This is a genomic window from Actinoplanes sp. NPDC048967 (assembly GCF_040649415.1).
GTDB lineage: Bacteria > Actinomycetota > Actinomycetes > Mycobacteriales > Micromonosporaceae > Actinoplanes.
The window spans coordinates 62,329-88,009 of sequence record NZ_JBEZFL010000005.1 but is presented as its reverse complement, the minus strand read 5'-3'; the positions used below and the strand labels follow the sequence as shown (position 1 = coordinate 88,009).

At 70.8% G+C, this 25,681-nt stretch carries 28 protein-coding genes and 1 pseudogene; 13 read left to right on the top strand and 16 right to left on the bottom strand.

The window, feature by feature from the left end:
- Positions 1–219: 219 nt before the first annotated feature.
- Complete coding sequence (locus AB0C12_RS22155) at positions 220–1,395, bottom strand: FAD-binding oxidoreductase (RefSeq protein ID WP_360550759.1); 1,176 nt, start codon at positions 1,393–1,395, stop codon at positions 220–222.
- Between the two features lie 128 nt (positions 1,396–1,523).
- Between AB0C12_RS22155 and AB0C12_RS22150 the strand changes: the two genes are divergently transcribed.
- A complete protein-coding gene (locus AB0C12_RS22150; protein WP_360550757.1) occupies positions 1,524–3,611 on the top strand; it encodes a S9 family peptidase in 2,088 nt (695 codons plus the stop codon).
- Positions 3,612–3,654: 43 nt separating this feature from the next.
- Here the strand turns inward: AB0C12_RS22150 and AB0C12_RS22145 are convergent, their stop codons facing one another.
- Genes AB0C12_RS22145 through AB0C12_RS22120 form a run of 6 tightly spaced genes read right to left on the bottom strand, consistent with a single transcriptional unit; the run spans position 3,655 to position 9,276 of the window.
- Positions 3,655–5,202 (bottom strand): fused response regulator/phosphatase, encoded by a 1,548-nt coding sequence (locus AB0C12_RS22145; protein ID WP_360550755.1) that lies wholly within the window; start codon positions 5,200–5,202, stop codon positions 3,655–3,657.
- On the bottom strand, positions 5,199–6,545 hold the full coding sequence (locus AB0C12_RS22140) for a sensor histidine kinase (protein WP_360550753.1): 1,347 nt from the start codon (positions 6,543–6,545) through the stop codon (positions 5,199–5,201). The genes AB0C12_RS22145 and AB0C12_RS22140 overlap by 4 nt, the downstream gene beginning before the upstream one ends.
- A complete protein-coding gene (locus tag AB0C12_RS22135) occupies positions 6,542–7,573 on the bottom strand; it encodes a SpoIIE family protein phosphatase (RefSeq protein WP_360550751.1) in 1,032 nt (343 codons plus the stop codon). The genes AB0C12_RS22140 and AB0C12_RS22135 overlap by 4 nt, the downstream gene beginning before the upstream one ends.
- Positions 7,570–7,989, bottom strand: coding sequence for an anti-sigma regulatory factor (locus AB0C12_RS22130; RefSeq protein ID WP_360550749.1), 420 nt, complete (start codon positions 7,987–7,989; stop codon positions 7,570–7,572). Before AB0C12_RS22130 ends, AB0C12_RS22135 begins: the two co-directional genes overlap by 4 nt.
- A complete protein-coding gene (locus AB0C12_RS22125) occupies positions 7,986–8,402 on the bottom strand; it encodes an STAS domain-containing protein (protein ID WP_360550747.1) in 417 nt (138 codons plus the stop codon). Before AB0C12_RS22125 ends, AB0C12_RS22130 begins: the two co-directional genes overlap by 4 nt.
- Before the next feature lie 4 nt (positions 8,403–8,406).
- Positions 8,407–9,276: an STAS domain-containing protein gene (locus AB0C12_RS22120; RefSeq protein ID WP_360550745.1), complete on the bottom strand. Its 870-nt coding sequence runs from the start codon at positions 9,274–9,276 to the stop codon at positions 8,407–8,409.
- Positions 9,277–9,476: 200 nt separating this feature from the next.
- Between AB0C12_RS22120 and AB0C12_RS22115 the strand changes: the two genes are divergently transcribed.
- The 3 genes from AB0C12_RS22115 (at position 9,477) to AB0C12_RS22105 (ending at position 10,657) form a co-directional block, all read left to right on the top strand.
- Complete coding sequence (locus AB0C12_RS22115) at positions 9,477–9,830, top strand: STAS domain-containing protein (protein WP_203773135.1); 354 nt, start codon at positions 9,477–9,479, stop codon at positions 9,828–9,830.
- Between the two features lie 86 nt (positions 9,831–9,916).
- Positions 9,917–10,363, top strand: a complete 447-nt coding sequence (gene mscL, locus AB0C12_RS22110; RefSeq protein WP_360551917.1) for a large conductance mechanosensitive channel protein MscL — start codon at positions 9,917–9,919, stop codon at positions 10,361–10,363.
- A gap of 60 nt (positions 10,364–10,423) precedes the next feature.
- Entirely contained in the window at positions 10,424–10,657 is a 234-nt protein-coding gene (locus AB0C12_RS22105) for a hypothetical protein (RefSeq protein ID WP_360550743.1), read from the top strand.
- On the opposite strand, the gene AB0C12_RS22100 is transcribed toward AB0C12_RS22105, so the two are convergent.
- The gene (locus AB0C12_RS22100; RefSeq protein ID WP_360550741.1) at positions 10,654–11,433 is read right to left on the bottom strand and encodes a zf-HC2 domain-containing protein; all 780 of its coding nucleotides are present in this window, start codon (positions 11,431–11,433) and stop codon (positions 10,654–10,656) included. The two genes, AB0C12_RS22105 and AB0C12_RS22100, sit on opposite strands and share 4 nt — an antisense overlap.
- Positions 11,434–11,475: 42 nt before the next feature.
- Complete coding sequence (locus AB0C12_RS22095; RefSeq protein ID WP_360550739.1) at positions 11,476–12,114, bottom strand: CGNR zinc finger domain-containing protein; 639 nt, start codon at positions 12,112–12,114, stop codon at positions 11,476–11,478.
- Positions 12,115–12,300: 186 nt separating this feature from the next.
- Here AB0C12_RS22095 and AB0C12_RS22090 point away from each other — a divergent pair, with 186 nt between their 5' ends.
- Positions 12,301–13,593: a ThuA domain-containing protein gene (locus AB0C12_RS22090; RefSeq protein ID WP_360550737.1), complete on the top strand. Its 1,293-nt coding sequence runs from the start codon at positions 12,301–12,303 to the stop codon at positions 13,591–13,593.
- Between the two features lie 53 nt (positions 13,594–13,646).
- Here the strand turns inward: AB0C12_RS22090 and AB0C12_RS22085 are convergent, their stop codons facing one another.
- From AB0C12_RS22085 to AB0C12_RS22075, 3 genes are read right to left on the bottom strand one after another with little or no spacing between them, the layout of a single operon-like run.
- On the bottom strand, positions 13,647–13,994 hold the full coding sequence (locus AB0C12_RS22085) for a hypothetical protein (protein WP_360550735.1): 348 nt from the start codon (positions 13,992–13,994) through the stop codon (positions 13,647–13,649).
- A gap of 4 nt (positions 13,995–13,998) precedes the next feature.
- Positions 13,999–14,454, bottom strand: a complete 456-nt coding sequence (locus AB0C12_RS22080; protein WP_360550733.1) for a helix-turn-helix domain-containing protein — start codon at positions 14,452–14,454, stop codon at positions 13,999–14,001.
- 57 nt (positions 14,455–14,511) lie between these two features.
- On the bottom strand, positions 14,512–15,276 hold the full coding sequence (locus AB0C12_RS22075) for an SDR family oxidoreductase (RefSeq protein WP_360550731.1): 765 nt from the start codon (positions 15,274–15,276) through the stop codon (positions 14,512–14,514).
- Positions 15,277–15,358: 82 nt separating this feature from the next.
- Between AB0C12_RS22075 and AB0C12_RS22070 the strand changes: the two genes are divergently transcribed.
- Positions 15,359–15,958, top strand: coding sequence for a helix-turn-helix domain-containing protein (locus AB0C12_RS22070; protein ID WP_360550729.1), 600 nt, complete (start codon positions 15,359–15,361; stop codon positions 15,956–15,958).
- A gap of 2 nt (positions 15,959–15,960) precedes the next feature.
- On the top strand, positions 15,961–16,758 hold the full coding sequence (locus tag AB0C12_RS22065) for a L,D-transpeptidase family protein (RefSeq protein WP_360550727.1): 798 nt from the start codon (positions 15,961–15,963) through the stop codon (positions 16,756–16,758).
- Here the strand turns inward: AB0C12_RS22065 and sthA are convergent.
- The gene (gene sthA, locus AB0C12_RS22060; protein WP_360550725.1) at positions 16,755–18,158 is read right to left on the bottom strand and encodes a Si-specific NAD(P)(+) transhydrogenase; all 1,404 of its coding nucleotides are present in this window, start codon (positions 18,156–18,158) and stop codon (positions 16,755–16,757) included. The genes AB0C12_RS22065 and sthA overlap by 4 nt on opposite strands.
- 39 nt (positions 18,159–18,197) lie before the next feature.
- Positions 18,198–18,770, bottom strand: coding sequence for a hypothetical protein (locus tag AB0C12_RS22055; RefSeq protein ID WP_360550723.1), 573 nt, complete (start codon positions 18,768–18,770; stop codon positions 18,198–18,200).
- A gap of 137 nt (positions 18,771–18,907) precedes the next feature.
- On the opposite strand from AB0C12_RS22055, the gene AB0C12_RS22050 reads away from it, so the two are divergent.
- Both AB0C12_RS22050 and AB0C12_RS22045 read left to right on the top strand, forming a co-directional pair.
- The gene (locus AB0C12_RS22050) at positions 18,908–19,675 is read left to right on the top strand and encodes an alpha/beta hydrolase (protein ID WP_360550721.1); all 768 of its coding nucleotides are present in this window, start codon (positions 18,908–18,910) and stop codon (positions 19,673–19,675) included.
- A gap of 89 nt (positions 19,676–19,764) precedes the next feature.
- A complete protein-coding gene (locus AB0C12_RS22045) occupies positions 19,765–20,424 on the top strand; it encodes a fasciclin domain-containing protein (protein ID WP_360550719.1) in 660 nt (219 codons plus the stop codon).
- On the opposite strand, the pseudogene rho reads toward AB0C12_RS22045, so the two are convergent.
- Positions 20,421–21,512, bottom strand: a pseudogene (rho, locus tag AB0C12_RS22040) (transcription termination factor Rho); the annotation flags it as partial. The gene AB0C12_RS22045 and the pseudogene rho sit on opposite strands and share 4 nt — an antisense overlap.
- Positions 21,513–21,970: 458 nt before the next feature.
- On the opposite strand from rho, the gene AB0C12_RS22035 reads away from it, so the two are divergent.
- Entirely contained in the window at positions 21,971–22,624 is a 654-nt protein-coding gene (locus AB0C12_RS22035) for a fasciclin domain-containing protein (RefSeq protein ID WP_360550717.1), read from the top strand.
- A gap of 58 nt (positions 22,625–22,682) precedes the next feature.
- Here the strand turns inward: AB0C12_RS22035 and AB0C12_RS22030 are convergent, their stop codons facing one another.
- On the bottom strand, positions 22,683–23,072 hold the full coding sequence (locus AB0C12_RS22030) for a hypothetical protein (protein WP_360550715.1): 390 nt from the start codon (positions 23,070–23,072) through the stop codon (positions 22,683–22,685).
- A 104-nt stretch (positions 23,073–23,176) separates the two neighbouring features.
- Here AB0C12_RS22030 and AB0C12_RS22025 point away from each other — a divergent pair, with 104 nt between their 5' ends.
- The 3 genes from AB0C12_RS22025 to AB0C12_RS22015 are packed head-to-tail and all read left to right on the top strand — an operon-like array spanning position 23,177 to position 25,681.
- Positions 23,177–24,607 (top strand): hypothetical protein, encoded by a 1,431-nt coding sequence (locus tag AB0C12_RS22025; protein WP_360550713.1) that lies wholly within the window; start codon positions 23,177–23,179, stop codon positions 24,605–24,607.
- 13 nt (positions 24,608–24,620) lie between these two features.
- Positions 24,621–24,947 (top strand): hypothetical protein, encoded by a 327-nt coding sequence (locus AB0C12_RS22020; protein ID WP_360550711.1) that lies wholly within the window; start codon positions 24,621–24,623, stop codon positions 24,945–24,947.
- A gap of 26 nt (positions 24,948–24,973) precedes the next feature.
- The gene (locus tag AB0C12_RS22015; protein ID WP_360550709.1) at positions 24,974–25,681 is read left to right on the top strand and encodes a VWA domain-containing protein; all 708 of its coding nucleotides are present in this window, start codon (positions 24,974–24,976) and stop codon (positions 25,679–25,681) included.

Below are 25,681 nucleotides of genomic sequence, written 5' to 3'. Positions count from 1 at the left end.
GCCGACCCAACCGGCGAAGCCCGAAGTCGGCAAAGCCGGCCCGGCGAGAGCCCACCCAACCGGCAAAGCCGGCCCAGCGAGCGCCCACCCAACCGGCAAAGCCCGACCCAGTCGGCAAAGCCGACCCAGCAAGGACCCACCCAACCGGCAAAGCCCGACCCAGTCGGCAAAGCCGACCCAGCAAGAACCCACCCAACCGGCAAAGCCCCGAAAGGCCCGTCAGAAGAGGTCGCGACGGCCGGCCATGGCCACCGTCGTGCTGATCGGCGGTGGGGCCGCGACCACCACGCACCGCCCGCCCCGAGCCAGCAGCACCCCCCGCACCGCGTCGAGGATGCCCTCGACCCGCTCGGGCGGCAGGCTCCCCGGCAGCACCGCGTGCACGGTCCCCATCCCGGCCGATCCCCGCACCGGCACCGCCATCCCCGCCACGTCGCGCAGCGCGTAGACCGCCGCGTGCAGGTCCGCGATCGGCACAGCGATCCGCAGCGCCACATCCTCGCGCCCGAACGGGTATCTGCCCCACCATCTCGGCGCCGTCGGCGTTACCACGGCCGCACCGCCCAGGACCGTCGCCAGCCGCCGGGCGCGCTCGCTCGTCTCCGCCGCGTCCCCTTCCAGCAGCACCGCCAGTGCTCCCGAGGGCTGCGTCGCCGTGCGGCTGCCCGCCGGGACCGGCAGGTCGACCTCGATCGCGCTCGGCGACAGGCGCTGCGCCAGCGTCGCCTCGACCACGTCGTGGACCTGCAGCGGCGTCGCGACCGGCACGTTCACCCAGCGGCGGGCCGCCGGCAGGGGCTGCAGGCGGACGCCGGCCGACACGATCACGCCGGCCACCTCGGCGATGCCGGGCCGGCCGTGCTCGCCGTCCGATTCCGCCGGCATCCCTTCAATGTCCACGTAACTGATCCGGTCGACCTGGGCCGCCGGGCTGCCGTACCGGTGGCGGAGCGGGCCTGACTCGTTCACCGCGAGCATGCCGCCGATCGTCGCCTGCGCCGACGGCGGGTCGACCGCCAGGCGCTGGCCGCGCAGCGCCAGCGCGGCCTGGACCGCCCGCACCGGCGTGCCCGTGCCGATCTGGGCCGTCATCGTCTCGGCGTCGTGGTCCCAGATGCCGTCCAGGCGCCGGGTGTCCAGCAGCAGGTCGATGCCCTGCGGCGGGGCACCCCAGTCGATTTTGGAACCACTGCCCCGGGGCACCACCGCCAGGCCGCGCTCGGCGGCCAGGCGCATCGTGTCCATCACCGCGCGGGTCGTGGCCGGCGCCGCGACGAAGCTGGCCAGGTGGCCGGCCACCATGTCCGGCGCGGCTGCCTCACGGGCGAAGTCGGGACCACATATGTCGATCAGCGCGCGCAGCAGCGGCTCACGCCCGGGAAGCGCGGTCACCATCAGCCCTCCCCGAAGATCGCACAGCTCGAAGATCGTCCACTCTGGCATATCGTACACATGTTCGAATGGCGAGGGGAGACGTGCGTGTGACCGCCCCGGGCACTGCCCTCCCGGTAACGTGGTTCAGCGTGACCACCGACATGCCCACGACCCCGCCCGCGGTCCGTCAGGTGCCCGCCGAGCGCACCTTCCACGGCGACACTGTCACGGATGAGTTCGCCTGGCTCGCCCAGAAGGACAACCCGGACACGATCGCCTATCTCGAGGCGGAGAACGCCTGGACCAGGGCGGCCACGGCACACCTCACCGACCTCCAGGACACGATCTTCAACGAGATCAAGGGCCGCACCCAGGAGACGGACCTGTCGGTGCCGAGCCGCAAGGGTGGCTACTGGTATTACACCCGCACGGTCGAGGGCAAGCAGTACGGCATCCAGTGCCGCGTCGCCGCCGCCCCCGGTGCCGTCGACCCGCCCGCCACCGGTGACGGCGCCCCGCTGCCGGGCGAGGAGGTGCTGCTCGACGGCAACGAGCTCGCCGAGGGCAAGCAGTTCTTCGCGCTCGGCACCTTCGACGTCAGCCCGGCCGGTGACCGCCTGGCCTACTCCGTCGACTTCGACGGCGACGAGCGCTTCCTGCTCAAGGTCAAGGATCTGCGCACCGGCGAGGTGCTCGGTGACGAGGTGCCCGACACCTTCTACGGCACCGCCTGGTCGGCCGACGGGTCCACGCTGTTCTACATCACCGTCGACGACGCCTGGCGGCCCCACAAGGTGTGGCGGCACATCGTCGGGCAGGCCGCCGCGGACGACGTGGTCGTCTTCGAGGAGGCCGACGAGCGCTTCTGGGTCGGCGTGGAGCTCACCCGCAGCGAGAAGTTCATCGTCATCGACGCCAACAGCAAGGTCACCAGCGAGGTACGGGTCATCGACGCGGCCCGCCCGACCGCCGAGCCCGCCGTCATCCGCGAGCGGGTCCAGGGCGTCGAGTATTCCGTCGAGCACCACGGACACCGCTTCCTGATCCTGCACAACGAGAACGCCGAGGACTTCGCGCTGGCGTACACCTCGGTGGACAACCCGGGCGACTGGGTCGAGCTGATCGCGCACCAGCCCGGCACCCGGCTGGAGTCCGTCGACGCGTTCCAGCGGCACCTGGTCGTCTCGCAGCGCCGCGACGGGCTCACCGGCCTGCGTGTGCTGGCCGACGGCAGCACCGACAGCTACGACATGGAGTTCCCGGAGCCGATCTACAGCGTCGGCCTGGCCGGCAATCCCGAGTACGACACGAACATCGTGCGGATCAGCTACACCTCGATGGTCACGCCCGAGTCGGTCTACGACGTCGACCTGATCACCCGGGCGATGGTGCTGCGCAAGCAGAAGCCGGTGCTGGGCGGCTACGACGCGGCGGACTACGAGCAGTTCCGCGAGTGGGCGGTCGCCGACGACGGCACCCGGGTGCCGATCTCCGTCGTCGCCCGCAAGGGCACGCCGCGCAACGGCACCGCGCCGCTGCTGCTGTACGGCTACGGCTCCTACGAGATCAGCATGGACCCGTACTTCTCCATCCCCCGCCTGTCGCTGCTGGACCGCGGCGTCGTCTACGCCATCGCGCACATCCGCGGCGGCGGTGAGATGGGCCGGCGCTGGTACGAAGAGGGCAAGATGCTGGCCAAGAAGAACACGTTCACCGACTTCGTGGCGTGCGCGCGGGCGCTCGTGGCGTCGTCGTGGACCGCGCCGGAGCGGCTCGTGGCGCGCGGCGGTTCGGCGGGTGGCCTGCTGATGGGCGCGGTGGCGAACATCGCGCCGGAGGCCTTCGCGGGCATCGTCGCGCAGGTGCCCTTCGTGGACCCGCTGACGTCCATCCTGGACCCGTCGCTGCCGCTGACGGTGACGGAGTGGGAGGAGTGGGGCAACCCGCTCGAGGACGCCGACGTGTACGCCTACATGAAGTCCTACAGCCCGTACGAGAACGTCGGGAAGCTGGCGTACCCGAAGATCCTGGCTGTGACCAGCCTGAACGACACCCGGGTGCTCTATCACGAGCCGGCCAAGTGGATCGCGCGGCTGCGGTCGGTCGCGCCCGACGGCTCGTACCTGTTGAAGACCGAGATGGGCGCCGGGCACGCCGGGCCCAGCGGCCGTTACGACTCGTGGAAGGAAGAGGCGTTCGTGAACGCCTGGACCCTCGACACCCTGGGCCGGGCCTGACCGAGTGCGTGGGCCCGGCCGCGTCGGCCGGGCTCGCGCCGCGTCAGGATCCGGCGGTACGGCGCAGCGCGACGACCGCGATGTCGTCGGCCTGTTCTCCCGCCCCGGCCAGGCTCACCAGGAGCCGCTGGCAGAAGGCGTCCAGGCTCGGCTCCACCCGGGCGGCGCAGCCGGCCAGGGCGTTCAGCCCCACGTCGATGTCGGCGTCCCGGCGTTCGATCAGGCCGTCGGTGTAGAGCACCAGCGTGCCGCCGGGCGGCAGGACGAACTCCAGGTCGGCCGGGCGGGGCGCGTTGATGCCCAGCAGCGGGCCGCGTGGCTCGAGGAAGTGGGCTTCGCCGGCCACGTGCAGCAGCGGGGGCAGGTGGCCGGCGCTGGCCAGTCGGATCCGGCCGGTGTCCGGCTCGAGGGTGAGCAGGCACAGCGTCGCCGACTCGGCCGGCAGCACCGTACGCATGAACCGGTTGACCAGCTCCAGCACCGCGCCCGGCGGATGTCCCTCGACCGCGTACGCGCGCACGGCGTGCCGCACCTCGGCCATCACCGTCGCCGCGTGCAGCGAGTGCCCGGCCACGTCACCGATCGCCACCAGCAGCCGGCCGTCCAGCATGGTCAGTTCGTAGAAGTCGCCGCCGACCTCGGTCTGCGCGCCGGCCGGCTCGTAGCGGACCGCCAGCTCCAGCCCGGGCACGTCGGGCAGCCGGGACTGGAGCAGGCTGCGTTGCAGGGTGACGGCGATCCGGTGCTCCTCGTCGTACGAGCGCTGCGCCTCCACGGCAGCCGCCACCGCCTGCGCGAGCTGGCGCAGCACCGGGAAGCCCGGGCTCTGCGTGCTCGCCGGGACGGCCACGTAGACCGGCATCCGGTCGTTGCGCAGCCGAGCCGCCGCCACCGCGACCGACTCACCTTCCGGCCACGGGCCGGCGCCGCTCCAGGCGGCCGTGTCATCGGTACGCAGCGTGGACCCGACGGCGATCTCGTGGTCCTCGACAGACCACGGCTGCACCGTCGCGGGGGCGCCGTTCGCCACCGCGGCCACGCCGTCGCCGTCGGACGTCTCGGCCACGACCACGATCGGTCCGCCGAAGATCTCGTGGGCCCCGTCGGCCGCCGCCTGCAGCAGGCCGGGCAGCGTCGACGCCGAGTTGATCGCCAGCGTGGTCTCGGCCAGCCGGACCATCCGGGCGGCCAGCGTCTCGGCGCGCTGCCGGGCCCGGTAGTAGCGCAGGACGGCCTGGGCCGTGGCGATGAGCTCGTCCGGCTCGATCGGCTCGACCAGGTAGGCGTCCGCGCCGCGGTTCAGCCCCTGGGTGCGGTCCACCACGTCGACCGCGTGCGCCGACACATGGATGACCGGCAGGACGCCGTACTCGGGATCGGTCTTGATCCGCTCGCAGACCTCGAAGCCGTTCATGTCGGGCAGCTTGACGTCGAGCACGACCAGGTCGATGTCGGCCTCGGTGAGCCGGAGCAGGGCCTCGCCGCCCGTCTCGGCCTCGACCACCGAGAACCCGGCCCGCGACAGCCAGCTCACCAGCAGGTAGCGCTTGGTCGCGCTGTCGTCGACGACCAGCACGGTCGCCGGGGTCATGGCGACACCGGCAGGGAGACGGTGAACGTGCTGCCCTGGCCCGGCTCCGAGCTCACCCGCAGCGCGCCGCCCAGGATGCCGACCAGCCGGCGGGCGTACGGCAGCCCCAGCCCGGTGCCCTTGCCGCTCAGCGCGTGGCTGCCGGGCACCTGGTAGAACTCCTCGAAGATGCGTTCCTGCAGCTCGGGCGGGATGCCGGCACCGGTGTCGGCCACGGTGAACTCGACCTCGTCGCCGACCCGGGTGGCGGCCAGCCGCACCGAGCCCTCGGCGGTGAACTTGATGGCGTTGGTGAGCAGGTTGCGCAGCACCTGGGCGAGCAGCACCTCGTCGGAGCGCAGCCGGGCCACGGCGGGCTCCTCCACCACGAAGTCGACCTCGGGCCGGGTGGCCAGCGGACGCAGGGTGCCGCGGAGCTGGCCGAACACCGCCTTGAGGTCGACGTCGCTCCAGTCCGGCTCGATCCGGCCGGCCTCCGCCTTGGCCAGGTCCAGCAGGTCGTTGACCAGCGAGAGCAGGTCGGCGGCGGAACCCCGGATGAGCTCCACCTGGCGTTCCTGCTCGGCGGTGAGCGGATCGGAGGCGTCGTCGCTGAGCAGCCGGCCCAGGCCGATGATCGCGGTCACCGGTGCCCGCAGCTCGTGGCTGACGTTGGCCAGGAAGCGGCTCTTCGCCTCGCTCGCCGCCCGCAACTGCACGGACTTCTCGTCCAGCTCGTTGTAGAGCGCGACGACGCCGCGGTTGGTCTCCTCCAGCTCGTCGGAGAGCTGGTGGTAGAGGGCCATCACGCCCCGGTTGGTCTCCTCCAGTTCGGCGTTCAGCCGGGCCAGGTCGTCGCGTTGCGCGCGTACCTCGTCCAGCGTGGCGATGAGCTGCTGGTTCTGCACCGCGAGTTCGTCGAACGGCGTTCCCGGCACATGACCGGCGAGTTCGGCACGAATGTCGTCCATACGGTCGGGACTCAGGATCGGCGCGTTCGGCGGGAGTCGACGAGACATCCGCACGACCGTTCCGATCTCCCCATCCCTTACCTCCATCGAGTCCACCAGGCGTCCGACCTGGGCCAGCTGGGCGGCGAGCCGGTCCGCGTCCCCGTGCGCGGCGTGTTCCAGCTTCACCGTCAGTGCAGGTACCCCGTCCGGGCCGGCCGCGAACACGACCTCGGTCTCGCGGCCGGTGGCGACCAGCAGCCGGCCCACCTCGCTGAGGGCGGTGGCCAGCCGGATCTGGTCCTGGGGCTCCAGGCCGACCAGCCGGCCGACCTCGCGCCCCAGCTGCCGGACCGCGAACACGTCCTGCTCCACCCGGAGCCGTGTGCGCACCAGGGGATCAGGGCTGGTCATGACCCACGCGCCACGAGAACGCCGGCGTCGTCGCGCCGGGTGCCGGCGTCCCGCAGCACGGTCGCCGCGATGACCTGCGATGAGTGTGCGAGCAGACCCGGGTAGTCGGCGACCTTCCAGCGGTCGACCACGCCGTCGGAGTGCATCAGCACGATGCCGCCGGCGGGCAGCGGGTAGTCGTACTCGCGGATCTGCCGGCGCTGGTGTCCGGCGATGCCGGGCAGCGAGACCATGCCGCGGCGGCTGCCGTCCGGGTTGAGCACCGTGCCGGCTATGTTGCCCAGGCCGGCATAGCGGACCAGGCCGGCGTCCGGGTCGAGCTCCGCGACGGCGAGCGCGGCGCCCCGGGTGTGGCTGAGTTTGCGGTGCAGCGCCTCCACGACCGCGGCCGGTGGCACGGCGGGCGCGTCGGCGAAGACCCGGACCGCTTCCTGAGTGGCCGCGTGGGCGAGCCGCCCGTGCCCGAGCCCGTCGCAGACCAGCACCTGCCGGCGGCCGTCGGCCTCGCGCACGGCGAAGCCGTCGCCGCTGACCGGCTCGCCGGTCAGCGGGCGGGTCAGCCCGGCCGCCCAGGGCTGCGGCGGGGTCTCGCCCGACCACACCTGCAGGGCCATGACCGTGCCCCGGCCCGGCACCGAGTGCAGGTCGGACCAGCTCGACTGGCGCACGATGGCGCCGAGACCGATGCCCAGGGTGCCGGCCGTGGAGTGCCCGTCGCCGATGGCGCGGGTGATGTCGGCCATGCCGGGACCCCGGTCCAACGCCAGGATCTCGACCCCGGCCCGCCCCGGTACGCGCACCGCCCGCAGCAGCAGGGTCCCCTCGTCAGCGTGCTTGACGAGGTTGCTGGCGGTCTCGGTGGCCACGATGGCGAGGTCGGCGATGCGGGCTGGAGGCATGCCCAGCTCGGTGGCGAGCCGCTCGGCGGCCCGGCGGACGGCGGCGGCCGTACCGGCGGCTTCCACCCGGAACCAGACTCCCGCGTCGAGGAGCCCCTCGGGTAGTGACGCCACCGCGCCTCCGCTCATCGGCACCACTTGATCACGCTGATCGTCGTACCTTGACCGACTGCGGTGTCGATGTCGAACTCGTCGACCAGCCGTCGCGCCCCGCTCAGACCCAGGCCCAGGCCACCGCCGGTGGTGTAGCCATCGGTCAGCGCCAGATCCAGGTCGGGTATGCCCGGCCCGTGATCGCTGAAAACGATCCGGATCCCGCTGCGCCGCCCGTTGTCGACCCGGCCGGCCACGACGGTGCCACCGCCACCGTAGACCAGGGTGTTGCGGGCCAGCTCGCTGGCCGCCGTGACCAGCTTGGTCTGATCGACCAGGGAGAGCTTGACCGAGACGGCGAGAGTGCGGACCAGCTGGCGGACCCGGACGACATCCTGGTCGGAGTGAATGGCCAGCGTCTCCTTGGCGACGATGTCGTCCCCGGCCGTCACGATGCGGCTACGACGGCCTCGTCGGCGTCGTCCTCGTCGTCCTCGTCGTCGAACTCGAAGTCGCGTTCGCGGGCGAGCAGCTCCATGCCGCGTTCCACGTTCAGCGCGGTGCGGATGCCGGGCAGCGACAGACCCAGCTCGACGAGGGTGATGGCCACCGCGGGCCGCATCCCGACGACGACTGTCTCGGCGTCCAGCACCCGGGAGATCGAGGCGATGGTGGCCAGCGTGCGGCCGACGAAGGAGTCGACGATGTCCAGGGCGCTGATGTCGATGATCACGCCGTGGCAGCCGGTCGCCACGATCCGGTCGGCCAGATCCTCCTGCAGCTGCAGGGCGGTCTGGTCCTCCATGTCGATCTGGATGGACACCAGCAGGATGTCGCCGATCTTGAGGACCGGTACGCGTTCCACGGGCTCAGCTCTCCCGGCGTCCGGCACCGCGCCGGCCGGCGTTGACGTCCGTCTTGCGCAGCACGTGACGCAGGGCGTCGGCCAGGCTCGCCTTGGTGGCGATGTCCCCGAACTCGATGCCCAGCGCCACGATGGTCTGGGCGATCTGGGGCCGGATGCCGGAGATGATGCAGTCGGCGCCCATCAGCCGGGCGGCCACCACGGTCTTGAGGATGTGCTGGGCGACCTGGGTGTCCACGGCCGGGACCCCGGTGATGTCGATGATCGCGTACGGCGAGCCGGTGTCGACCAGGGTCTGCAGCAGGCGTTCCATCACCACCTGGGCGCGGGCGGAGTCGAGGGTCCCGACCAGCGGGACGGCAACGACGCCCTCCCAGAGCTTCACCACCGGCGTGGAGAGCTCCAGCAGCTGCTCGGCCTGGTCGGAGATGAGCTCCTCGCGCGCGCGGACATAGCTGTCGAAGGTGAACAGCCCGGCCCGGTCGATGAACGCCGAGAAGGCAACGTAGTCACGCAAAGTAGCCGCATCGATGTCGCCGCCCTGGCCGAGGACGGTCAGCATGGCTTCCTTGAGGGCGAAGACGCTGACCGCGGTCTCGGTGGCGCTGAAGCCCTGCCGGGCCCGGGTGTTGGACAGCTCGCTGAGCAGCGCCCGCAACTCGCCGGCGGCGTCGGCCTCCAGGTCGGCGGCCCCGCCGGAGAGCGCCGACTGGAAGCCCTTCTGCAGCTCCGCGATCTGCCGGTGCAGCTCGGCGTGGCTGAGCCGGCCCCGCAGCAGGGTCGCCACCGCATCGGTCCAGGCGGTGGTCAGCGCGTCGCCGCTGCCCTCCAGCAGTCCGGCGAAGCGTCCTACTTCTTCGGTGCTCAGCGCCACCGCCGCCTCCCTGAGAGTCATCATTCCTGGGAGCGGCTCCGCGGGTCGCGGGCAGTCGTCACCGAGGGACGGCCGGACTTTACCACCGCGTCTTCGGTTACTTGCTGTAGGCCAATTAAAATCTCGGCACCAACTCGGTCCCCGTTCTGCGCACCTGTCCCGCCGTGGAGTAGCGTTCGGGACATAACTGGAGGTCCTGAATGTCCTTGACGGTACAAACGGAACAGCGCGGCGAAATGGTCGTCGTGTCGGTCGCCGGCGAACTCGACATGGCCACCGCGCCGCAGCTCCAGGACCAGATCAGCGACCTGCTGGAGAAGGGGCGCACCCGTCTGGTCTTCGACCTCGCGGAGGTGTCGTTCTGCGACTCCACCGGACTGTCGGTCTTCGTACGCGCGAAGAACAGCACCGACGACGCCGGCGGGGTCGTGCGCCTGGCCGCCCCACAGCGCGGGGTGCTGCGCATCCTCGAGGTCAGCGGCCTGGTCGAGGTGCTGCACACCTACCCGACCGTGGACGAGGCCGTGACGGCCGAGGAGCCGGCGCTCGACTGAGTCGATCATCCTGGTTTGTCGCCTACCAGGCATGGGAAACTGCTGCCGGCGAACCCTCGCCTCACGTGCAGGAGTGACTCTTGTCCATGCTCAAAGGCTTCAAAGACTTCATCATGCGAGGCAACGTCGTTGACCTCGCCGTCGGCATCGTCATCGGCGCCGCGTTCACCGCGGTCGTCACGGCCTTCACCAACGCCTTCCTCAAGCCGCTGATCCAGCTGCTCGGCGGCGGGACCGGCACCTCGGCGGGCACCTGGGACGTCAACGGCGTGAAGTTCGACTACGCCAGCTTCGTCAACGCGGTCATCACGTTCCTGTTGACCGCGGCGGTGCTCTACTTCCTGGTCGTCTTCCCGCTCAACAAGCTGGCCGAGCGCCGCAAGCGGGGCGAGGAGCCGCCGCCGGAGGCCCCGAGCGAAGAGGTCAAGCTGCTCACCGAGATCCGCGACGCGCTGGTCCGCCAGCAGGTCGCGCCGGGTGCGGTCAACGACATCCTGGGCCGGCACCAGCAGCAGGACCCGCCGCAGCGCTGATTCCGCGAAAAGATCAACCCACCCGGCACTGTTCGAACAGATGTTCGATACAGTGCCGGGATGGAACAGCGTAAGCACTGGTGGAACGGCAGATGGGGCCGCATCGCCCGCAAGGACGTCTACCTGCGGACGAGCGGCGACCAGTGGTACGTCGAGCAGCGCGCCGGCGGCTCGGACGGCGTCTCGCACTTCTTCGAGTACGACAGCGAGGACGCCGCGCTGGACATGGTGCGCGCGCTGCTGGTCGGCCCGGACGAGTGGCGTGAGCTGTCGGTCCGCCCGCCCGCTCGTTAGGCCGCGCGGCGTCGTTCCGCCTCCCGGCCCGGCACCGGCGCGGCCGCGGTGAGCGGTCCCCGCGGCACCAGGCGCAGCTTCGGCAGGGCCGGCTCGGGCGCCGGCTCCTCCTCGACGAAGTGCCAGCCGCTGCCACCGCCCGCCCGGTCACCGGGAGGCCGGGCCGAGTCGCCGGCGACCCGGGACAGCGCCACCACGATCAGGTAGCCGAGGAGCACGAAACCGTGGCTGACCAGCCGCGTCGTGTCGACCCGGGCCGCCGACAGGTCGTTGACCGAGAGCAGCAACAGCATCCCGACGAAGGCGGTCAGCATCGGCACCAGGCCGGTGGACCGGCTGCGGCGCAGCGCGATGAAGAGGAAGCCCGCCCCGACGGCCACGTTCCAGGCCGCCGACTCGTGCCACAGGTGCCCGGGCGTCGCGTCCAGCCCGGTGTGCACGTGGGCGCTGCTGGCCCCGCCACCGACCTGCGCCAGCCCGAGGATGAGCTGCACGGCGCCGACCGCCGCGAGGGCCACGAAGAGCGGCCCGGAGCTGAGCCGCCGGCGCCGGCGGGCCGGCGGGGACGGCAGGGCAGCCAGGATGGCCGCGCTGAGGTCGGGCACGTCCGGCACGAGACCCGTACGCGTCAGCCGGTTGACCGTGGCCGCCTGCTCCAGCCACCCCCGGCAGCCGGCACAGCCGGCCAGATGCTGCTCGACCCGCGGCCGGTCGGCCGGGTCGTCCTCGCCGTCCAGCTGCGCGGACACCAACTCGCGCCACCGCTCACACGCCATATCCCCATAGTCGCCCACCGAGGGCTCCTGGTTCCCGCGGGTTCAGTGCAGGTCGGGCCGCTGCACGCTGGGGCCACCGAGCTGGTTGCCGGAGTTGCCCATCAGCCGCTTGCGTTCCCGGAACGCCCGCAGGTTGGCCGTGTTTCCGCAGGTGCTGACGTCGTGCCAGACACCGCTGTTGTTACGCGAGGTGTCGAAGAACGCCGCCCGGCAGTCGACGTTGTGGCACAGCTTGAGCCGCGGCCAGAGTCCGGCCTGCTGGGCGAGCAGGGCCTCGGCCCACAGAGCCGAGGCGAGCCACCGGGTGCCGCGGCCGCTGGGCACCATCCGCACCCAGCCGTCCGCGTCGGGCACCAGGCTGACCGGCACGTCGGCGGGCGGCAGAGCGCCGTCCGGTTCGGGGTTACGTCCGCCGGCCAGGATGACGTTCTCGAAGGTGGTGCGCAGCCGGCGCAGCGAGCGCATGTCGGTCGAGGACAGCAGGATCACCGGCGCCGGCAGACCGGCCACCCGCGACCACGTGCCGAGCGCGTCGGTCAGCCAGCGCTGCGCGTCGTCGGGGCCGGCCAGCAGGTCCGGAGCGTAGGACATGCTGCCGCGGGTGTTGATCAGATCCTGCAGGAGGGCGAGGCCGGCCGGCGCCTCGCGTACGCCGTGCCGGGCACTCGCCTTCCATGACATAGGCGAAGAGTACTTGATTCTTTTTCACACCCGTATCCACCAGTCGCCTGACGCGGTTTCGGTGTGATCGGAACTTAAATTAACTATTAGGACTCTTAACCTTGTGGACACCGGCATCGATGGCTGAAGATGTCAGCAGCGGCCGCCCGTCCTGCAAATCCCCTGCTTCCCCCAAGGACACATCACGTGGGTAGAAATCTGCTCAGACGCGCTTTCGCCGCCGCCCTGTCACTCCTGACCGTCATCGCCGCCGGCATAGCCCTGCGACCGGCCGAAGCAGCCGCGGCCACGCCGTTCAAGGTCCTGGCGTTCTACAACGGCACCTGGGACGCGGCACACATCGACTTCGACAAGGAAGCCCGCGACTGGTTCCCCCGGGCCGGCGCGCAGTACGGCTTCACCTGGGAGGCGACCACCGACTGGAGCCGCCTCAACGCCGGTGAGCTGGCCCAGTACAAGGTCATCATGTTCCTCGACGACGCACCGCCGGCCGACCGGCGCGCGGCGTTCCAGCAGTACATGCAGAACGGCGGCGCCTGGATGGGCTTCCACGTCAGCGCGTTCACCACCGACGCCAACTCGTGGAGCTGGTACTACAACTCGTTCCTGGGCTCGGGGAACTTCGCCACCAACACGTGGGGGCCGACCGCCGAGACGCTGCGGATCGAGGACCGCGCGCATCCGTCCACCGCCGGCCTGCCGGCCACGATCCCGTCCGCGGTCAGCGAGTGGTACTCGTGGAGCCGGGACCTGCGGCAGAACCCGGACATCGACATCCTGGCCTCGATCGACGCCGGCAGCTTCCCGGTCGGCACCGACCCGAACCAGCAGTGGCGCAGCGGCTTCTATCCGCTGATCTGGACCAACCGCAACTACAAGATGCTCTACACCAACTTCGGGCACAACGACATGAACTACGCGACCAACACCCGGACGTCGTCGACCTTCGCGAGCGCCCAGCAGAACCAGTGGCTGATCAACGGTCTGCTCTGGCTCGGTGGCGCCACCGGGACCCCGCCGACCCAACCGCCGGCCGACCCGGCGATCGACCCGGCCGCCTGGTACTCCGTGGCCAACAAGAACAGCGGCAAGTGCGTCGACGCCCGCGCGGCCGGCACCACCAGCGGCACCGCGATCCAGCAGTACGCCTGCAACACCAGCACCGCGCAGCAGTACCAGTTCGCGCCGACCAGCGGGAACTACGTGCGGATCAACAACCGCGGCAACAGCGCGCAGGCCCTGGACGTGACCAACGTGTCGACGGCCGACAACGCCCCGATCCAGACCTGGGCGTACGGGGGCGGCGCGAACCAGCAGTGGCAGCCGGTGGCCGAGGCCGACGGCTCGTACCACTTCGTCAACCGCAACAGTGGCAAGTGCCTGGACGTCCCCGCCGCCTCGACCGCCGACAGCGTCCAGCTGGTGCAGTACGCCTGCAACGGCACGGCGGCGCAGAGCTTCCGGCTCACTGCCCGCTGAGCGTCTCTGATCGCGCGGGCCGTCCCACCCCTCGGCGGGACGGCCCGCGCCCGTCACAACGCCCGCTCGATCAGGTCGACGGCGGCGTGCGGATCGTCGACCTCGAGGACGAGCCGGGCGTACTCCTCGTCGTCGAGCTGGATGACGATCGCCTTGCCGGCGTCGCGCACGTCCCAGAAGATCCGCTCGCCGTCGGAGTGGAACGTCCCGGCCACGATGACGCCGGGCATGTGGGTGCCGGGCGAGCGCAGGCCCTTGGGCTCGCGCACGATGCCCGGATCGACGGTGGCGCCCCGCACGTTGCTCAGCGGGACGGTGATTCTGCTCTTGAGCGCCCAGACCTTGTTGAGTCCCTCGATCTCGACGATCAGCTCGCCGCCCTCGATGCGTACGTGTGCCATGACGTCACTCCCCCACGAATTCCGGCGCGGACCCGGTGGCCCGCGTCCGCAGTAGCAGGCCCAGCGCCCGGTCCAGCTCGCCCCGGGCGTCCCGCAGCCGGGCCAGGGCCCGGGTCGTCTCGGCCGCGACCTCGGGGTCGACGGGCGCCCGCTCGACCAGGGCCAGCAACAGCAGCCCCAGATCCGGCCCCGCGTCGGTGATCCGGCGCACCGCCTCATCGACGTCGGTCGCCGCCGCGAAGACCTCCGCGGCCGCGGTGACGTCCCGGTCGACGTGCTGCCGCAGCGCGGCCAGATAGAGCCCGCGCTTGCTGCCGAACGTCTTGTAGAGGCTGCCGCGGTGCACACCGAGGTGGCTGACCAGGTCGTCGACGCTGGTGCCGGCGAAACTCTGCCGCCCGAACAGCGTGACCGCCGCGCGCACGGCCTCGTCCTCGTCGAATCCCCGCGGCCGGCCCATGTCCCCACCGTAGGCCATTCGAGAACGATCAGTCAAGAACGATCGTTCTCAAACCCGTCAGACGGCGATGACCGCGGCGCCGACCCGCCCGCCGTCGACGTCGATCACCGTGCCGTGCACGAACGCCGACTCGTCGCCGGCCAGGTAGACGGCCGCGTGGGCGATCGCCTCCGGCGCCCCGCTGCCGCCCGCCGGGGTGCCGCGCATCATGACCTCCCCCGGGTGCGGGACCGCCGGGTCGAGGTCCGGCGTCCGGATCACCCCGGGCGAGATCGCGTTGACGCGTACGCCGGCCGGCCCGTACTCGGCGGACCAGGCCCGGGTCAGCGTCTCGACCGCGCCCTTGGTGGACGCGTACAGCGTGCCGATGCCCAGGCCGAGCCGGGCCACCCAGGAACCCAGGTTGATGATCACGCCGTCGCCCCGGGCCGCCATCGCGGGCGCGACCGCACCGGTCAGGAAGTACGGCGCTTTGACGTTGACCGCGTACACCCGGTCGAAGGTCTCCTCGTCGGTGGCCGCGGTGCTGTCGCCGGGAAAGATCCCGGCGTTGTTGACCAGGATGTCGATCCGGCCGCCGAGCACCCGCCCGGCCTCCTCGGCGAGGGCGTGCGACACCCGAGCGGAGCCGTCGAGGTCGGCCTGGACGAAGTCGGCCCGGCCGCCGGCCGCCCGGATGTCCGCGACGACCTGCTCACCCCGCTCCTTGCTGCGGCCCGAGACGACGACGTGGGCGCCCTCCGCCGCGTACGCGACAGCGATCGCCCGGCCGATGTTGCTGGTGGCGCCCGTGACCAGCGCCGTCTTTCCCTGCAGTCGCATGCCGACTCCCTTGATTGGACCCTGTAGTCCAGAAGCTAGCACGCGATTGGACCGGTGGGTCCAGAGAGCTAGTGTGGTGCTCATGACCCGACTGACCGCCAAGGGCGCGGCGACCCGCGGGCGGATCGTCGAGGCCGCGACCGACCTCGTGCTGGCTCGCGGGGTCAACGGGACCAGCCTCGACGACATCCGGGCCGGCACCGCGACCAGCAAGAGCCAGCTCTTCCACTACTTCCCCGGCGGCAAGAGCGAGCTGGTCAGCGCGATCGCGGCCTTCCAGATGGACCGGGTCCTGGCCGCGCAGCGCCCCTGGCTGGATACCCTCGACACCTGGGAGGACTGGGACGCGTGGCGGGACGCGGTGGTCGAGCACTACGCGTCGCAGACCCACAACTGCTGCGCGATCAGTTCGATGGTCACCGAGCTGCTGGTCCACGACCCGGAGCGGGCCGCCGAGGTCGACGGGCACGCCGAGCGCTGGTGCGCGTACCTGACGGCCGGCCTGCGCCGGATGGGCGAGCAGGGCAAGCTGCGCGCCGACGCCGATCCGGAGCGGCTGGCCGTGGCGGTCTTCGCCGCGTTGCAGGGCGGGCTGCTGCTGATGCAGGCCCGCAACTCCATCGCCCCGCTGGAGGCCGCGCTTGACGGCGCGCTGGCCGCACTGAGAAGTTTTCGCCTGTGACCATGCGAAGAGCTCTGACGTACGCGACGACGGTGGCGGCCCTCGTCACGCTGGCCGCCGGGTGCGACACCGGTGGCTCCGAGCAGGCTGCGGCGCCCTCGGTGCCCGCCACCGCGCCGTCGTCGGCCCCGGCGGCGCCGACCGCCTCGCCCGGTCCGAGCACCAGCACCAGCACGAGCCCGAAACCGACGACCCCGCCGAAGCCGCAGAAGCTCAAGACCGGCGTCAAGGGCGCCCGGGTCGTGGCGCTGCAACAGCGCCTCACCGACCTCGGTTACTGGAACGGCAAGGCCGACGGCACCTTCGGCGGCCGGACCCAGCAGGCGGTCTACGCGTTGCAGAAGGCGGCCGGCCTGAACCGTGACGGCGTCGTCGGACCCAAGACCCAGAAAGCCCTGGACCAGGGCGTACGGCCCAAGGCGAAGAGCACGAGCGGCCGGGTCATCGAGATCAACCTCAAGCGCCAGCTGCTGATGCTGGTCGACAACGGCACCATCAGCCACGTCTTCAACACCTCGACCGGCTCGATGGAGCACTACGAGCAGAACGGCGCGACGTTCCTGGCCGACACCCCCAGCGGCAAGTTCCGGGTGTCACGGCAGATCGACGGCTGGCGGCACGCACCGCTGGGTCTGCTCTGGCGGCCGAAGTACTTCAACGGGGGCATCGCCGTGCACGGGGCGAACAGTGTGCCGCCGTACCCGGCGTCGCACGGCTGCGCGCGGGTGTCCATCGCCGCGATGAACTGGCTGTGGACCAACAACAAGATCCCGATCGACACCAAAGTCTGGGTCTATTAGCCGTCGATCCGGGTGATGTTGCGGATCTTGTTGCTGGCGTCCAGGGCCGCCACCTTGTACGCCTCCGACAGCGTCGGGTAGTTGAACACCGCGTCGACCAGGTAGTCCACCGTGCCGCCGCAGCCCATCACGGCCTGGCCGATGTGCACGATGTCAGTGGCCGCGGTGCCGAAGACGTGCACGCCCAGCAGCCGGCCGTCGTCCGGGGAGACGAGCAGCTTCAGCATCCCGTACGAGTCGCCGACGATCTGCCCGCGGGCCAGCTCGCGATAGCGGGCGATGCCCACCTCGAACGGGGTCGCGCTGTCGGTCAGCTCGTCCTCGGTCTTCCCGACGAAGCTGATCTCCGGGATCGTGTAGATGCCGATCGGCTGCAACTCGTGCATCTCGCGGGCCGGCTCGCCGCACGCGTGCTGGGCCGCGAGCCGCCCCTGCTCCATCGACGTCGAGGCGAGCGCGGGGAAGCCGATGACGTCCCCGACCGCATAGATGTTGTCGACCGCGGTGCGGTAGTTGGTGTCCACCTCGATCCGGCCGCGCTTGTCCGCGCTCAGCCCGGCCGCCTCGAGAGCCAGGTCGTCGGTCTGCCCCTGGCGGCCGGCCGAATACATCACGGTGTCGGCGACGATCTTCTTGCCGCTCTTGAGGATGCACAGGGCGGCGGTCTGGTGACGCTCGACGGCGGCGACCTCCTCGCCGAACCGGAACGTCACCGACAGGTCGCGCAGGTGGTACTTCAGCGACTCGACGATCTCCTCGTCGCAGAAGTCGAGCATCTTGTCGCGCCGCTCGACGACGGTGACCTTGGTGCCCAGGGCGGCGAACATGGAGGCGTACTCCATGCCGATCACCCCGGCCCCGACCACCACCATGCTGCGCGGCACGGCCTCCAGGTTGATCACGCCGTCCGAGTCGACGATGGTCCGGTCGTCGAAGTCGACGCTGTCCGGCCGGGCCGGCCGGGTGCCCGCGGCAATGATGATCTTGTCAGCGCTGACCTTGGCGTCGTGCCCGGTGCCGCCGTCGAGCCAGATCGCGTGCGCGTCGGCGAAGCGGCCGGTGCCGGTGAGCATGGCGATGTGGTTGCGGGCGAGCTGGTTGCGGATGACGTCGGTCTGCCGGGTGATCACGTGCTGGGTCCGCGCCGCGAGGTCGCTGACCGTGATCTGCTCCTTGACCCGGTAGCTGCTGCCGTACAGGTCGCGCTGGCTCAGACCGGTCAGATAGAGCACGGCCTCGCGCAGGGTCTTGGAGGGCACTGTGCCGGTGTTTATGCACACCCCGCCGAGCATGTCGCGGCGGTCGACGATGGCGACCCGCTTGCCCAGCTTGGCGGCGGCGATGGCGGCCTTCTGACCGCTGGGCCCGGAGCCCAGCACCAACAGGTCGTAGTCATACACGGGCCTCAGCGTGACAGGATCTCCCGGCCCGCGCCCGCGCTATTGCGCGTTTTCGCACATATCCTTGATCGGGATATCCATCTCCGGCGCGTGCCCGGGCGGCCAGGGCGAACCGTAGAGCTCGGCGCACATGACCACGGTCATCCACGGCACCCACGGCCCGCGCAGCATGATCGGCTGGGCGCCCTGGAAGTAGAGGTTGACCGACCAGTCGAGCGGGTTGGGCTGGATCATGATCAGCGAGCGGAAGTCGTAAGCCGTGTCGCCGACCAGCAGCCGCTGACTGGTGACGGTCGCGGCCCGCCGCTCACCGTCGCTCCAGCCGGCCCGGGCCTCGCTGCTCGGCTCGGCGCTGTGCCCGGTGAAGAACAGCCCGCCGCTGGCGAAGATGCTGCTCGAATAGTCCACCTTGGTGGAGAAGTACGCGGACACGTCGGCCAGGAAGGAGCCGTACTGCTTCTCCTCGGCCTGCAGCTCGACCGTCGGTGTCACGGCGACCGGGTGACCACCCCGCTGCACATGCCGGACCAGCAGGGACATGGAACGCCATCCGGCATCCGTCTGCTCGGCGGTGTACACCCGGGTGGGCACTGTGGCGGGGTCTGAGTTCACCAGCAGAGCCTGGCACGCCGAAATGGTCGACGACCAGCGACTTCGCTCTGCCGTGAGCTGAATTGTCCGTAGCGCGAAGGTTAGCTGCCCGAACGTCCGGTGTGCGGACCCCGGTGCGGCGAACCGATGATGGGGACATGCGGCGTGTCACGGTTGAGCATCTGTCCTGTCTGGTCTCCGACGAGGACGGTCCGCCGCTGGTGCTGCTGCACGGCCTGGCCGGCAGTGCTCAGGAGATGACCGTCACACTGCCCGGCCACCGCGTCATCGCCCCGGACCAGCGGGGTCACGGTCACAGCGTCCGCCGCCCGACCGACCTCTCCCGCGAGGCGTACGTGTCCGACGTGGTCACGATCATCGAGACGCTGGCCGGTGGTGGCCCGGTGACGCTGGCCGGCCAGTCGATGGGCGCCCACACCGCGATGCTGACCGCGGCATGGCACCCGGAGCTGGTCAGCCGGCTCGTCATGCTGGAAGGCGGGGTGGGCGGCAGCGAGGACGACTACCCCACCCGGCTCGGCAAGTGGTTCGCCTCCTGGCCGGTGCCCTTCCCGTCCCGTACGGCCGCGGTCGGCTTCCTGGGGGAAGGCTCCCTGGCCCGCGCGTGGGCCGAGGAGCTGGAGCACCGGCCGGACGGCTACTGGCCGCGTTTCGACGCCGACGTCATGGAGGCCGCCATCCGTGCGGTCGCCGCGACCGCGCAATGGGAGAGCTGGCAGCGGCTCCGCGTGCCGACACTGCTGGTCCGCGGCGCGGAGAGCCGGATCCCGGACGAGGAGGTCGCACGCATGCTCGAACTGCGTCCCGACGTCGAGCTGGTGACGATCCCGGACTCGGGACACGACGCCCACCTCGACCAGCCGGCCGAGTGGCAGCGACTGCTGGGTGAATTCCTGGGCCGCTGAACGCCACGTGCATCCAGCGCCCCGACCGGGGGCGAACACCAGGAGGCGGCACTCGCCGCCGACCGGTACGGATGACGAAAGGCGTGTTGATGAACATCGCTCGACTGGCCACCCGCATCGCCGCAGGGGCCACGGCCACCGTTCTCGCCACCGCTGCTCTCGGGGCGCCCGCGCAGGCCCACGGCAAGACCAAACCGCTCGGCACCAAGTCGCTCGCCGCCGTGCTCACCGCGGACAAGAGCGGCTTCGACCGCAACTCGAAGGACTTCGACGTGCTCACCGCGGCCGTACTGGCCGTGCTGGACGCCAAGCCGGCCAGCCCGGTCAAGGTCCTCACCGACGGTACGGTCGCCCTGACCGCCTTCGTGCCCAACGACGGTGCGTTCCGCCAGCTCGCCAAGGAGGTCAGCAAGTCCCGCAAGCTGCCCTCCGAGAAGGCGGCGTTCACCACGGTCGCCGGCCTGGGCATCGACACCGTCGAGGCGGTGCTGCTCTACCACGTCGTGCCGGGGGCCACGATCGACCGCAAGGCCGCGCTCAAGGCCGACGGGGCCAAGCTCACCACCGCCGCGGGCGCGAAGATCACCGTCGACGTCTACCGGTCCTGGTGGCGGAGCAAGAAGGTGGCGCTGATCGACGCCGACCGCAACGACCGCAACCCGCGGGTCGCCGCCTTCGACATCAACAAGGGCAACAAGCAGATCGCGCACGCCATCGACCGCGTGCTGCGCCCGGTCGACCTGCCTTAATTTCGGGTCGCGCGACGCAGGAACTCCGCGTTCGTGCTGGTCGCCTTGAGGTGGTCGAGCAACTGCCGCATGCTCTGCTTGCGGTCCTCACCACCGAGGGCCCGGCGGAGTTGGTGCATCAGGGCCAGCTCCGCCGGCGCCACCAGCGCCTCGTCGTGCCGGGTGCCCGAGCCGGTCACGTCGATCGCCGGGAACAGCCGGGACTCGGCGAGTGAACGGTCGAGCTTGAGCTCGGCGTTACCGGTGCTCTTGAACTCCTCGAAGATGACGGTGTCCATCGCCGAGCCGGTGTCGACCAGCGCGGTAGCGATGATGGTCAGCGAGCCGCCGTGCTCGATGTTGCGGGCGGCACCCAGGAAGCGCTTCGGCGGGTACAGCGCCGTGGAGTCCAGGCCACCGGACATCGTACGGCCGCGGCCCGGCGCGGCCAGGTTGTACGACCGGCCCAGCCGGGTGATCGAGTCCAGCAGCACGACCACGTCGCGGCCGGTCTCGACCAGGCGCTTGGCCCGCTCGATGGCCAGTTCGGCCAGCGCGGTGTGATCGGTCGGCGGCCGGTCGAAGGTGGCCGCGATGACCTCGCCCTGCACCGAGCGCTGCATGTCGGTGACCTCTTCGGGCCGTTCGTCCACGAGCACGACCATCAGGTGCACTTCGGGGTTGTTGTGGGTGATGGCGTTGGCGATGGCCTGCAGCACCATCGTCTTGCCGGCCTTCGGCGGCGACACGATCAGCGCGCGCTGCCCCTTGCCGATGGGCATCACCAGGTCGATGACCCGGGTGGTGAGGACGTGCGGCTCGGTCGCCAGCCGCAACCTCTCCTGCGGGTACAGGGCGGTCAGCTGGTAGAAATCGGGCCGGCGGGTGGCCCGCAGCGGGTCCTCGCCGTTGACGGTGACGACGTCCAGGGTGGCCTGCTTGCGGCCGCTCGGGACGTGCGCGATGCCGGTGACGTGGTCACCGCGGCGCAGGCCGTGGCTGCGGACCTGGGCCGAGGACACCGCGATGTCGTCGGGGCCGGGCAGGTAGCCGTCGGCGCGCAGCCAGGCCTTGTCGTCGACGATGTCGAGCAGGCCGTCGACCGCGACATCGGCGCCGGGGGCGCCGGGGCCGGTGTCGGCCGGGCGGTTGCGGGGCCCGGTGCCGGCGGGCCGGCGGCGGGCACTGGTGGTACGGCGTTCGCCGGAGCGAACGTCACGCTCTGTCATGAAGTACTCCTCATCTGAGGTACGCGGATACGCGTCGGCGCGGCTGCGGAAGATCGACGACAGCCCGTGCGCCGGAAAGAAAGAAACAGGGGGCCGGTGTCTGAAACTCGGCCGATTTGGGATTCCCAGGGGCGGTAGCGCCGCCTACGTCCAGGTCCCGACTGCGCTAAAGGTAGCGTGCCCCGGCCACTGCCACAAGCGCTGACTGTCGTAACCACCGGCGGCACCGGATTGTTCCGCCGAGAAACGCGGTCCGCCGCATCCACCGGACCCTCCCGCGGCGAAGCATCAGTCGTGACAGCAGTCACGACCCGCCGCTCGACAAAGAAGGTCCGCTGATGAACGTCGCCCGGATCGCCACCCGCCTGACCGTCGCCACCCTGGCCACCGTCATGGTCACCACCGTCGCCGCCACCGGCGCTGAGGCCGGCACCAAGCCTCTGGCCCAGAGGTCCCTCGCGCAGGTCCTGCTCAAGGACAAGAGCGGCTTCGACCACAACGCGAAGGACTTCGACATCCTGACCGCGGCCGTGTTGGCCGTGCTGAAGGCCAAGCCGAACTCCCCCGTCAAGGTGCTCACCCAGGGCCAGACCCGGCTGACCGCGTTCCTGCCCACGGACGGCGCGTTCCAGCAGCTGGCCAAGGAGGCGACGAAGGCGCGCCGGACGCCGAGCGAGAAGAAGGCCTTCACCGCGATCGCCGGCCTCGGCATCAACACCGTGGAGAGCGTGCTGCTCTACCACGTCGTGCCGGGCGTACGCATCACCAAGAGCCGCGCCCTCAAGGCCGACAACGCCAAGCTCAAGACCGCCCTCGGCAAGACCGTCAAGGTCGACGTGCGGCACCCGCGGCACAAGCCGGCCCAGGTCTGGCTGAAGGACGCCGACACCAACGACCGCAACCCGCGCGTCGTCGTCTTCAACATCAACGCCGGCAACCGGCAGATCGCGCACGCCATCGACCGCGTGCTGCGCCCCGTCAACCTGCCCTGACGCGTACGGCGGAGGCCCCGTCGAGCTGCCCCAGCGCAGCTCGGCGGGGTTTTTTGCGTCAGCGGCCGTCGATCTCGACACCGCGGTCGCTGTGCTGCGGCGCTCGTGGTTCCGGCACCGCGGGCCGTTCCAGCAGCAGCATCCACAGCCGCTCGGCGTCCGGGGCGCGGATCCCGAACGCCCGGATGAACAGGTCCAGGGTGTCGTTCGTCAGGCGGTCGTGAGTCAGCGCGCGGCGCACCCGATCGCGGAGCTCGCGGTGGTGCACGCCCTCCGGGCGGTCCAGTTCAGCCGTCCGGGCCAGCACCTTCGCCACCGCGCTGAAGTTGATCCGCTCGCCGTGCGCGCGGCTCACCGACCGCAGCCAGACGTACCGGTACGGGCCTTCCAGCAGGCGGCGCAGCTCGGCTGTGCAGCGTCCCTGCCGCCCCGACCCGCCCCCCGTCACGAACCGTTCCCCCGATCCTCGTGCGCCATAGCTGCGCCAGAGCGTCCCTAAGTTCTCTCTCTGCAGCTAACGAACGCATAGACGAAGGGTTCCGTGCCGGTCCCATGACCACCCCCACCACGAGCACCGGTTCGTACGCCGACCGGTACCTGTGCTCGGCCGTGCACCTCTCCGACGGGTTCGCCGGCTACGTGCTCGGCGTCCTCACCGGTGACTCGCTGGACGCCCTGGGGCCCAGCCCGGGGATGGACCTGGTGGCGCTGGCCCGGCACGCCGATCTCGCCGTGACCCGGCACCGCCGGCAGCACGGCCTGCTCGCCGGGGTGCTGGCGGGCACGCTGGCGCTGACCCTGCCGGTGCTGGTGGCCGGCGGCGAGGCGGCGGTGCCATTGCTGATCATGGTGCTGCTGGGTGGCTGGATCGCCGGTTTCGCGGTGCTGCTGGTGCATCGCCTCGACGGCTACCGCCGGGCGCTGGCCGTACGGGACGATCCGGCCCAGCCCCGGGACCTGGCCCCGCCGCTCGACGGGGCGACGGAGGCGTATCTGGCCTCGGTGATGACCTCGAACGTGGTGGTCTTCTCCGGCGGGGAGCCGTTCGTCGGCTCCGGCGCCTTGCTGGCCCGGTGGAAGCTCAACATCAACTGCACCCGGCCGGCGCAGGCGGGTACGCCCGTCCGCCCGTTCACCGCCGCCGACCTGCACAAGGACCTGACGCTCGCGGCCCGGCGCACCGGCATCCCGGGGCTGGACGTGCACAACCGGCTGTTCGTGGCCGGCACCGCCGTGGGCACCGTGCCGGGGCTGCATCCCGATCCGATGAACCGCCCGCGCACCAGCGTGAGCCCCGCCGCGTTGCGCGCCGGGATCGACCAGCCGCAGCCGACCACCCGTACGTACCTGTGCCTGCGCAAGGTCTCGTGGGGCGGTGACCTGGTCGTCGAGGTGTTCGTCCGGGTCGAGCGGACGGCCGCGTACCTGTTCGTCGAGCATCACGCCTTCGTGCTGCTGCCGTTGCGGGCCGAGCTGTGCGTTGCGGCGTACCTGCCCAGCAACGTGGCCTGGCGGGTGGTGCTGCGCTCGGTGACCGGCACGCTCGGGGAGCTGCTGCGCAGCCCCGGCGCTCTGCTGCGCGGCGCGCGCGGCACCGCACGCCGGGCGCGAGCCGCCAGCCGGCAGCGCAAGCAGGCCCGGCGCAGCCCCATCTACGACTACGGCGCCGGCGGCGGGCTGCGCTCCGACGCCGCCAGCGCGGAGCGGATCGGCCTCTTCCAGTACGCCGACGAGGACCGTGACCTGGGCATCCTGCGCCAGGCGATGCTGGAGTCGATCTTCGACTTCCTGAGCGCGCACGGGATCGACACCTCCGAGTTCACCCGGCAGCAGACCAGCATCGTCAACCAGAGCATCAGCATCGGCTCGATCACCAACGGCAACACCGTGATCGGCGCGAACGGCACCGTCGTGCAGCAGCCGTCCGCCGCCGTACCGGGCCAGCCCACCGCGGCGCCGTGGGCGCCCGCGGCCATCCCGTAGCGAGGAGCCCGAGATGAACGTCGAGATCAAGCACATCAGCGGCGGCACCCAGGTCATCGGGGACCACGGCACGGTGCACCAGTACGGCACCCCCGCCGACCAGCTGACCGCCGCGATCGCCGCTTTGTTCGAGGTCGTCAACCGCAACCGCGCCGAGCTGGCCGAGCCCGAACGGGTCAAGGCGGCCGCGCTGGCCCTGCGCGCCGAGGCCGGCGAACCGCGGCCCCGCAAGGACCGCCTGCTCGCGCTGCTGCGGGACCTGTCCGTCGGCGCCGGTGAGGTCGGTGCCGTGGTCGGTGCCGTCCAGGGCATCGCCGAGATCGCCCAGACCCTGTCCTGAGCACCACCCCGAGCCCGGAGGAAGTCATGTCCGAACAGGGAATCCTGTTGCCGTTCTACCTGGTCGTCGACGTCTCGTACTCGATGGCCGGCCGCAACATCGACGCCGCCAACGAGATCCTGCCGTCGGTGGCCGACGCGCTGGCCAAGAACCCGATCCTGGCCGACAAGATCCGTTTCGGTCTGCTCGACTTCTCCGACGACGCCCAGGTCGTCCTGCCGCTGTCCGACATGAGCGGACAGGACTACCTGCCGAAACTGGTCGTGCGGGGCGGCACCGACTACGGCGCGGCGTTCCGGTTGCTGCGCAGTCAGTTGCAGCAGGACATCGGTCAGTTGCGGGCCGACGGCTTCAAGGTGCACCGGCCGGCAGTCTTCTTCCTGAGCGACGGCGAGCCGATGGACGGCTGGCAGAACGACTTCGCGGCGCTGACCACGTACGACAAGGAGACCGGCCAGGGCTTCAAGTGGTACCCGGTGCTCGTGCCCTGCGGCGTCGCCGATGCCAGCAAGGACACCATGCGCCAGCTCGTGCACCCGCCCGGCAAGAGCAAGCTCTACACGATGACCTCGGGCGCGGACGCGGCCGCGGCGATCAAGGCGATGGCCGAGATCCTGATCTCGTCGGTGCTGTCCTCCGGGCAGAGCGCGGTGGACGGCAACTCGGGCTTCGTCCTGCCGGACAAGAGCCAGCTCCCGCCGACCATCGACGTCGACGACGACTGGCTGAGCTGA

What these genes read in the sequence shown, in the direction of transcription:
- AB0C12_RS22155 (WP_360550759.1), bottom strand. Translation starts at nt 1,395, where the DNA reads ATGGTGACCGCGCTTCCCGGGCGTGAGCCGCTGCTGCGCGCGCTGATC.
- AB0C12_RS22045 (WP_360550719.1), top strand. Translation starts at nt 19,765, where the DNA reads ATGAACATCGCTCGACTGGCCACCCGCATCGCCGCAGGGGCCACGGCC.
- AB0C12_RS22140 (WP_360550753.1), bottom strand. Translation starts at nt 6,545, where the DNA reads ATGACCAGCCCTGATCCCCTGGTGCGCACACGGCTCCGGGTGGAGCAG.
- AB0C12_RS22050 (WP_360550721.1), top strand. Translation starts at nt 18,908, where the DNA reads ATGCGGCGTGTCACGGTTGAGCATCTGTCCTGTCTGGTCTCCGACGAG.
- AB0C12_RS22080 (WP_360550733.1), bottom strand. Translation starts at nt 14,454, where the DNA reads ATGGGCCGGCCGCGGGGATTCGACGAGGACGAGGCCGTGCGCGCGGCG.
- AB0C12_RS22025 (WP_360550713.1), top strand. Translation starts at nt 23,177, where the DNA reads ATGACCACCCCCACCACGAGCACCGGTTCGTACGCCGACCGGTACCTG.
- AB0C12_RS22035 (WP_360550717.1), top strand. Translation starts at nt 21,971, where the DNA reads ATGAACGTCGCCCGGATCGCCACCCGCCTGACCGTCGCCACCCTGGCC.
- AB0C12_RS22115 (WP_203773135.1), top strand. Translation starts at nt 9,477, where the DNA reads ATGTCCTTGACGGTACAAACGGAACAGCGCGGCGAAATGGTCGTCGTG.
- AB0C12_RS22070 (WP_360550729.1), top strand. Translation starts at nt 15,359, where the DNA reads ATGACCCGACTGACCGCCAAGGGCGCGGCGACCCGCGGGCGGATCGTC.
- AB0C12_RS22075 (WP_360550731.1), bottom strand. Translation starts at nt 15,276, where the DNA reads ATGCGACTGCAGGGAAAGACGGCGCTGGTCACGGGCGCCACCAGCAAC.
- AB0C12_RS22145 (WP_360550755.1), bottom strand. Translation starts at nt 5,202, where the DNA reads ATGACCCCGGCGACCGTGCTGGTCGTCGACGACAGCGCGACCAAGCGC.
- AB0C12_RS22085 (WP_360550735.1), bottom strand. Translation starts at nt 13,994, where the DNA reads ATGGCACACGTACGCATCGAGGGCGGCGAGCTGATCGTCGAGATCGAG.
- AB0C12_RS22100 (WP_360550741.1), bottom strand. Translation starts at nt 11,433, where the DNA reads ATGGCGTGTGAGCGGTGGCGCGAGTTGGTGTCCGCGCAGCTGGACGGC.
- AB0C12_RS22020 (WP_360550711.1), top strand. Translation starts at nt 24,621, where the DNA reads ATGAACGTCGAGATCAAGCACATCAGCGGCGGCACCCAGGTCATCGGG.
- AB0C12_RS22095 (WP_360550739.1), bottom strand. Translation starts at nt 12,114, where the DNA reads ATGTCATGGAAGGCGAGTGCCCGGCACGGCGTACGCGAGGCGCCGGCC.
- AB0C12_RS22065 (WP_360550727.1), top strand. Translation starts at nt 15,961, where the DNA reads ATGCGAAGAGCTCTGACGTACGCGACGACGGTGGCGGCCCTCGTCACG.
- mscL (WP_360551917.1), top strand. Translation starts at nt 9,917, where the DNA reads ATGCTCAAAGGCTTCAAAGACTTCATCATGCGAGGCAACGTCGTTGAC.
- AB0C12_RS22015 (WP_360550709.1), top strand. Translation starts at nt 24,974, where the DNA reads ATGTCCGAACAGGGAATCCTGTTGCCGTTCTACCTGGTCGTCGACGTC.
- AB0C12_RS22135 (WP_360550751.1), bottom strand. Translation starts at nt 7,573, where the DNA reads ATGAGCGGAGGCGCGGTGGCGTCACTACCCGAGGGGCTCCTCGACGCG.
- AB0C12_RS22105 (WP_360550743.1), top strand. Translation starts at nt 10,424, where the DNA reads ATGGAACAGCGTAAGCACTGGTGGAACGGCAGATGGGGCCGCATCGCC.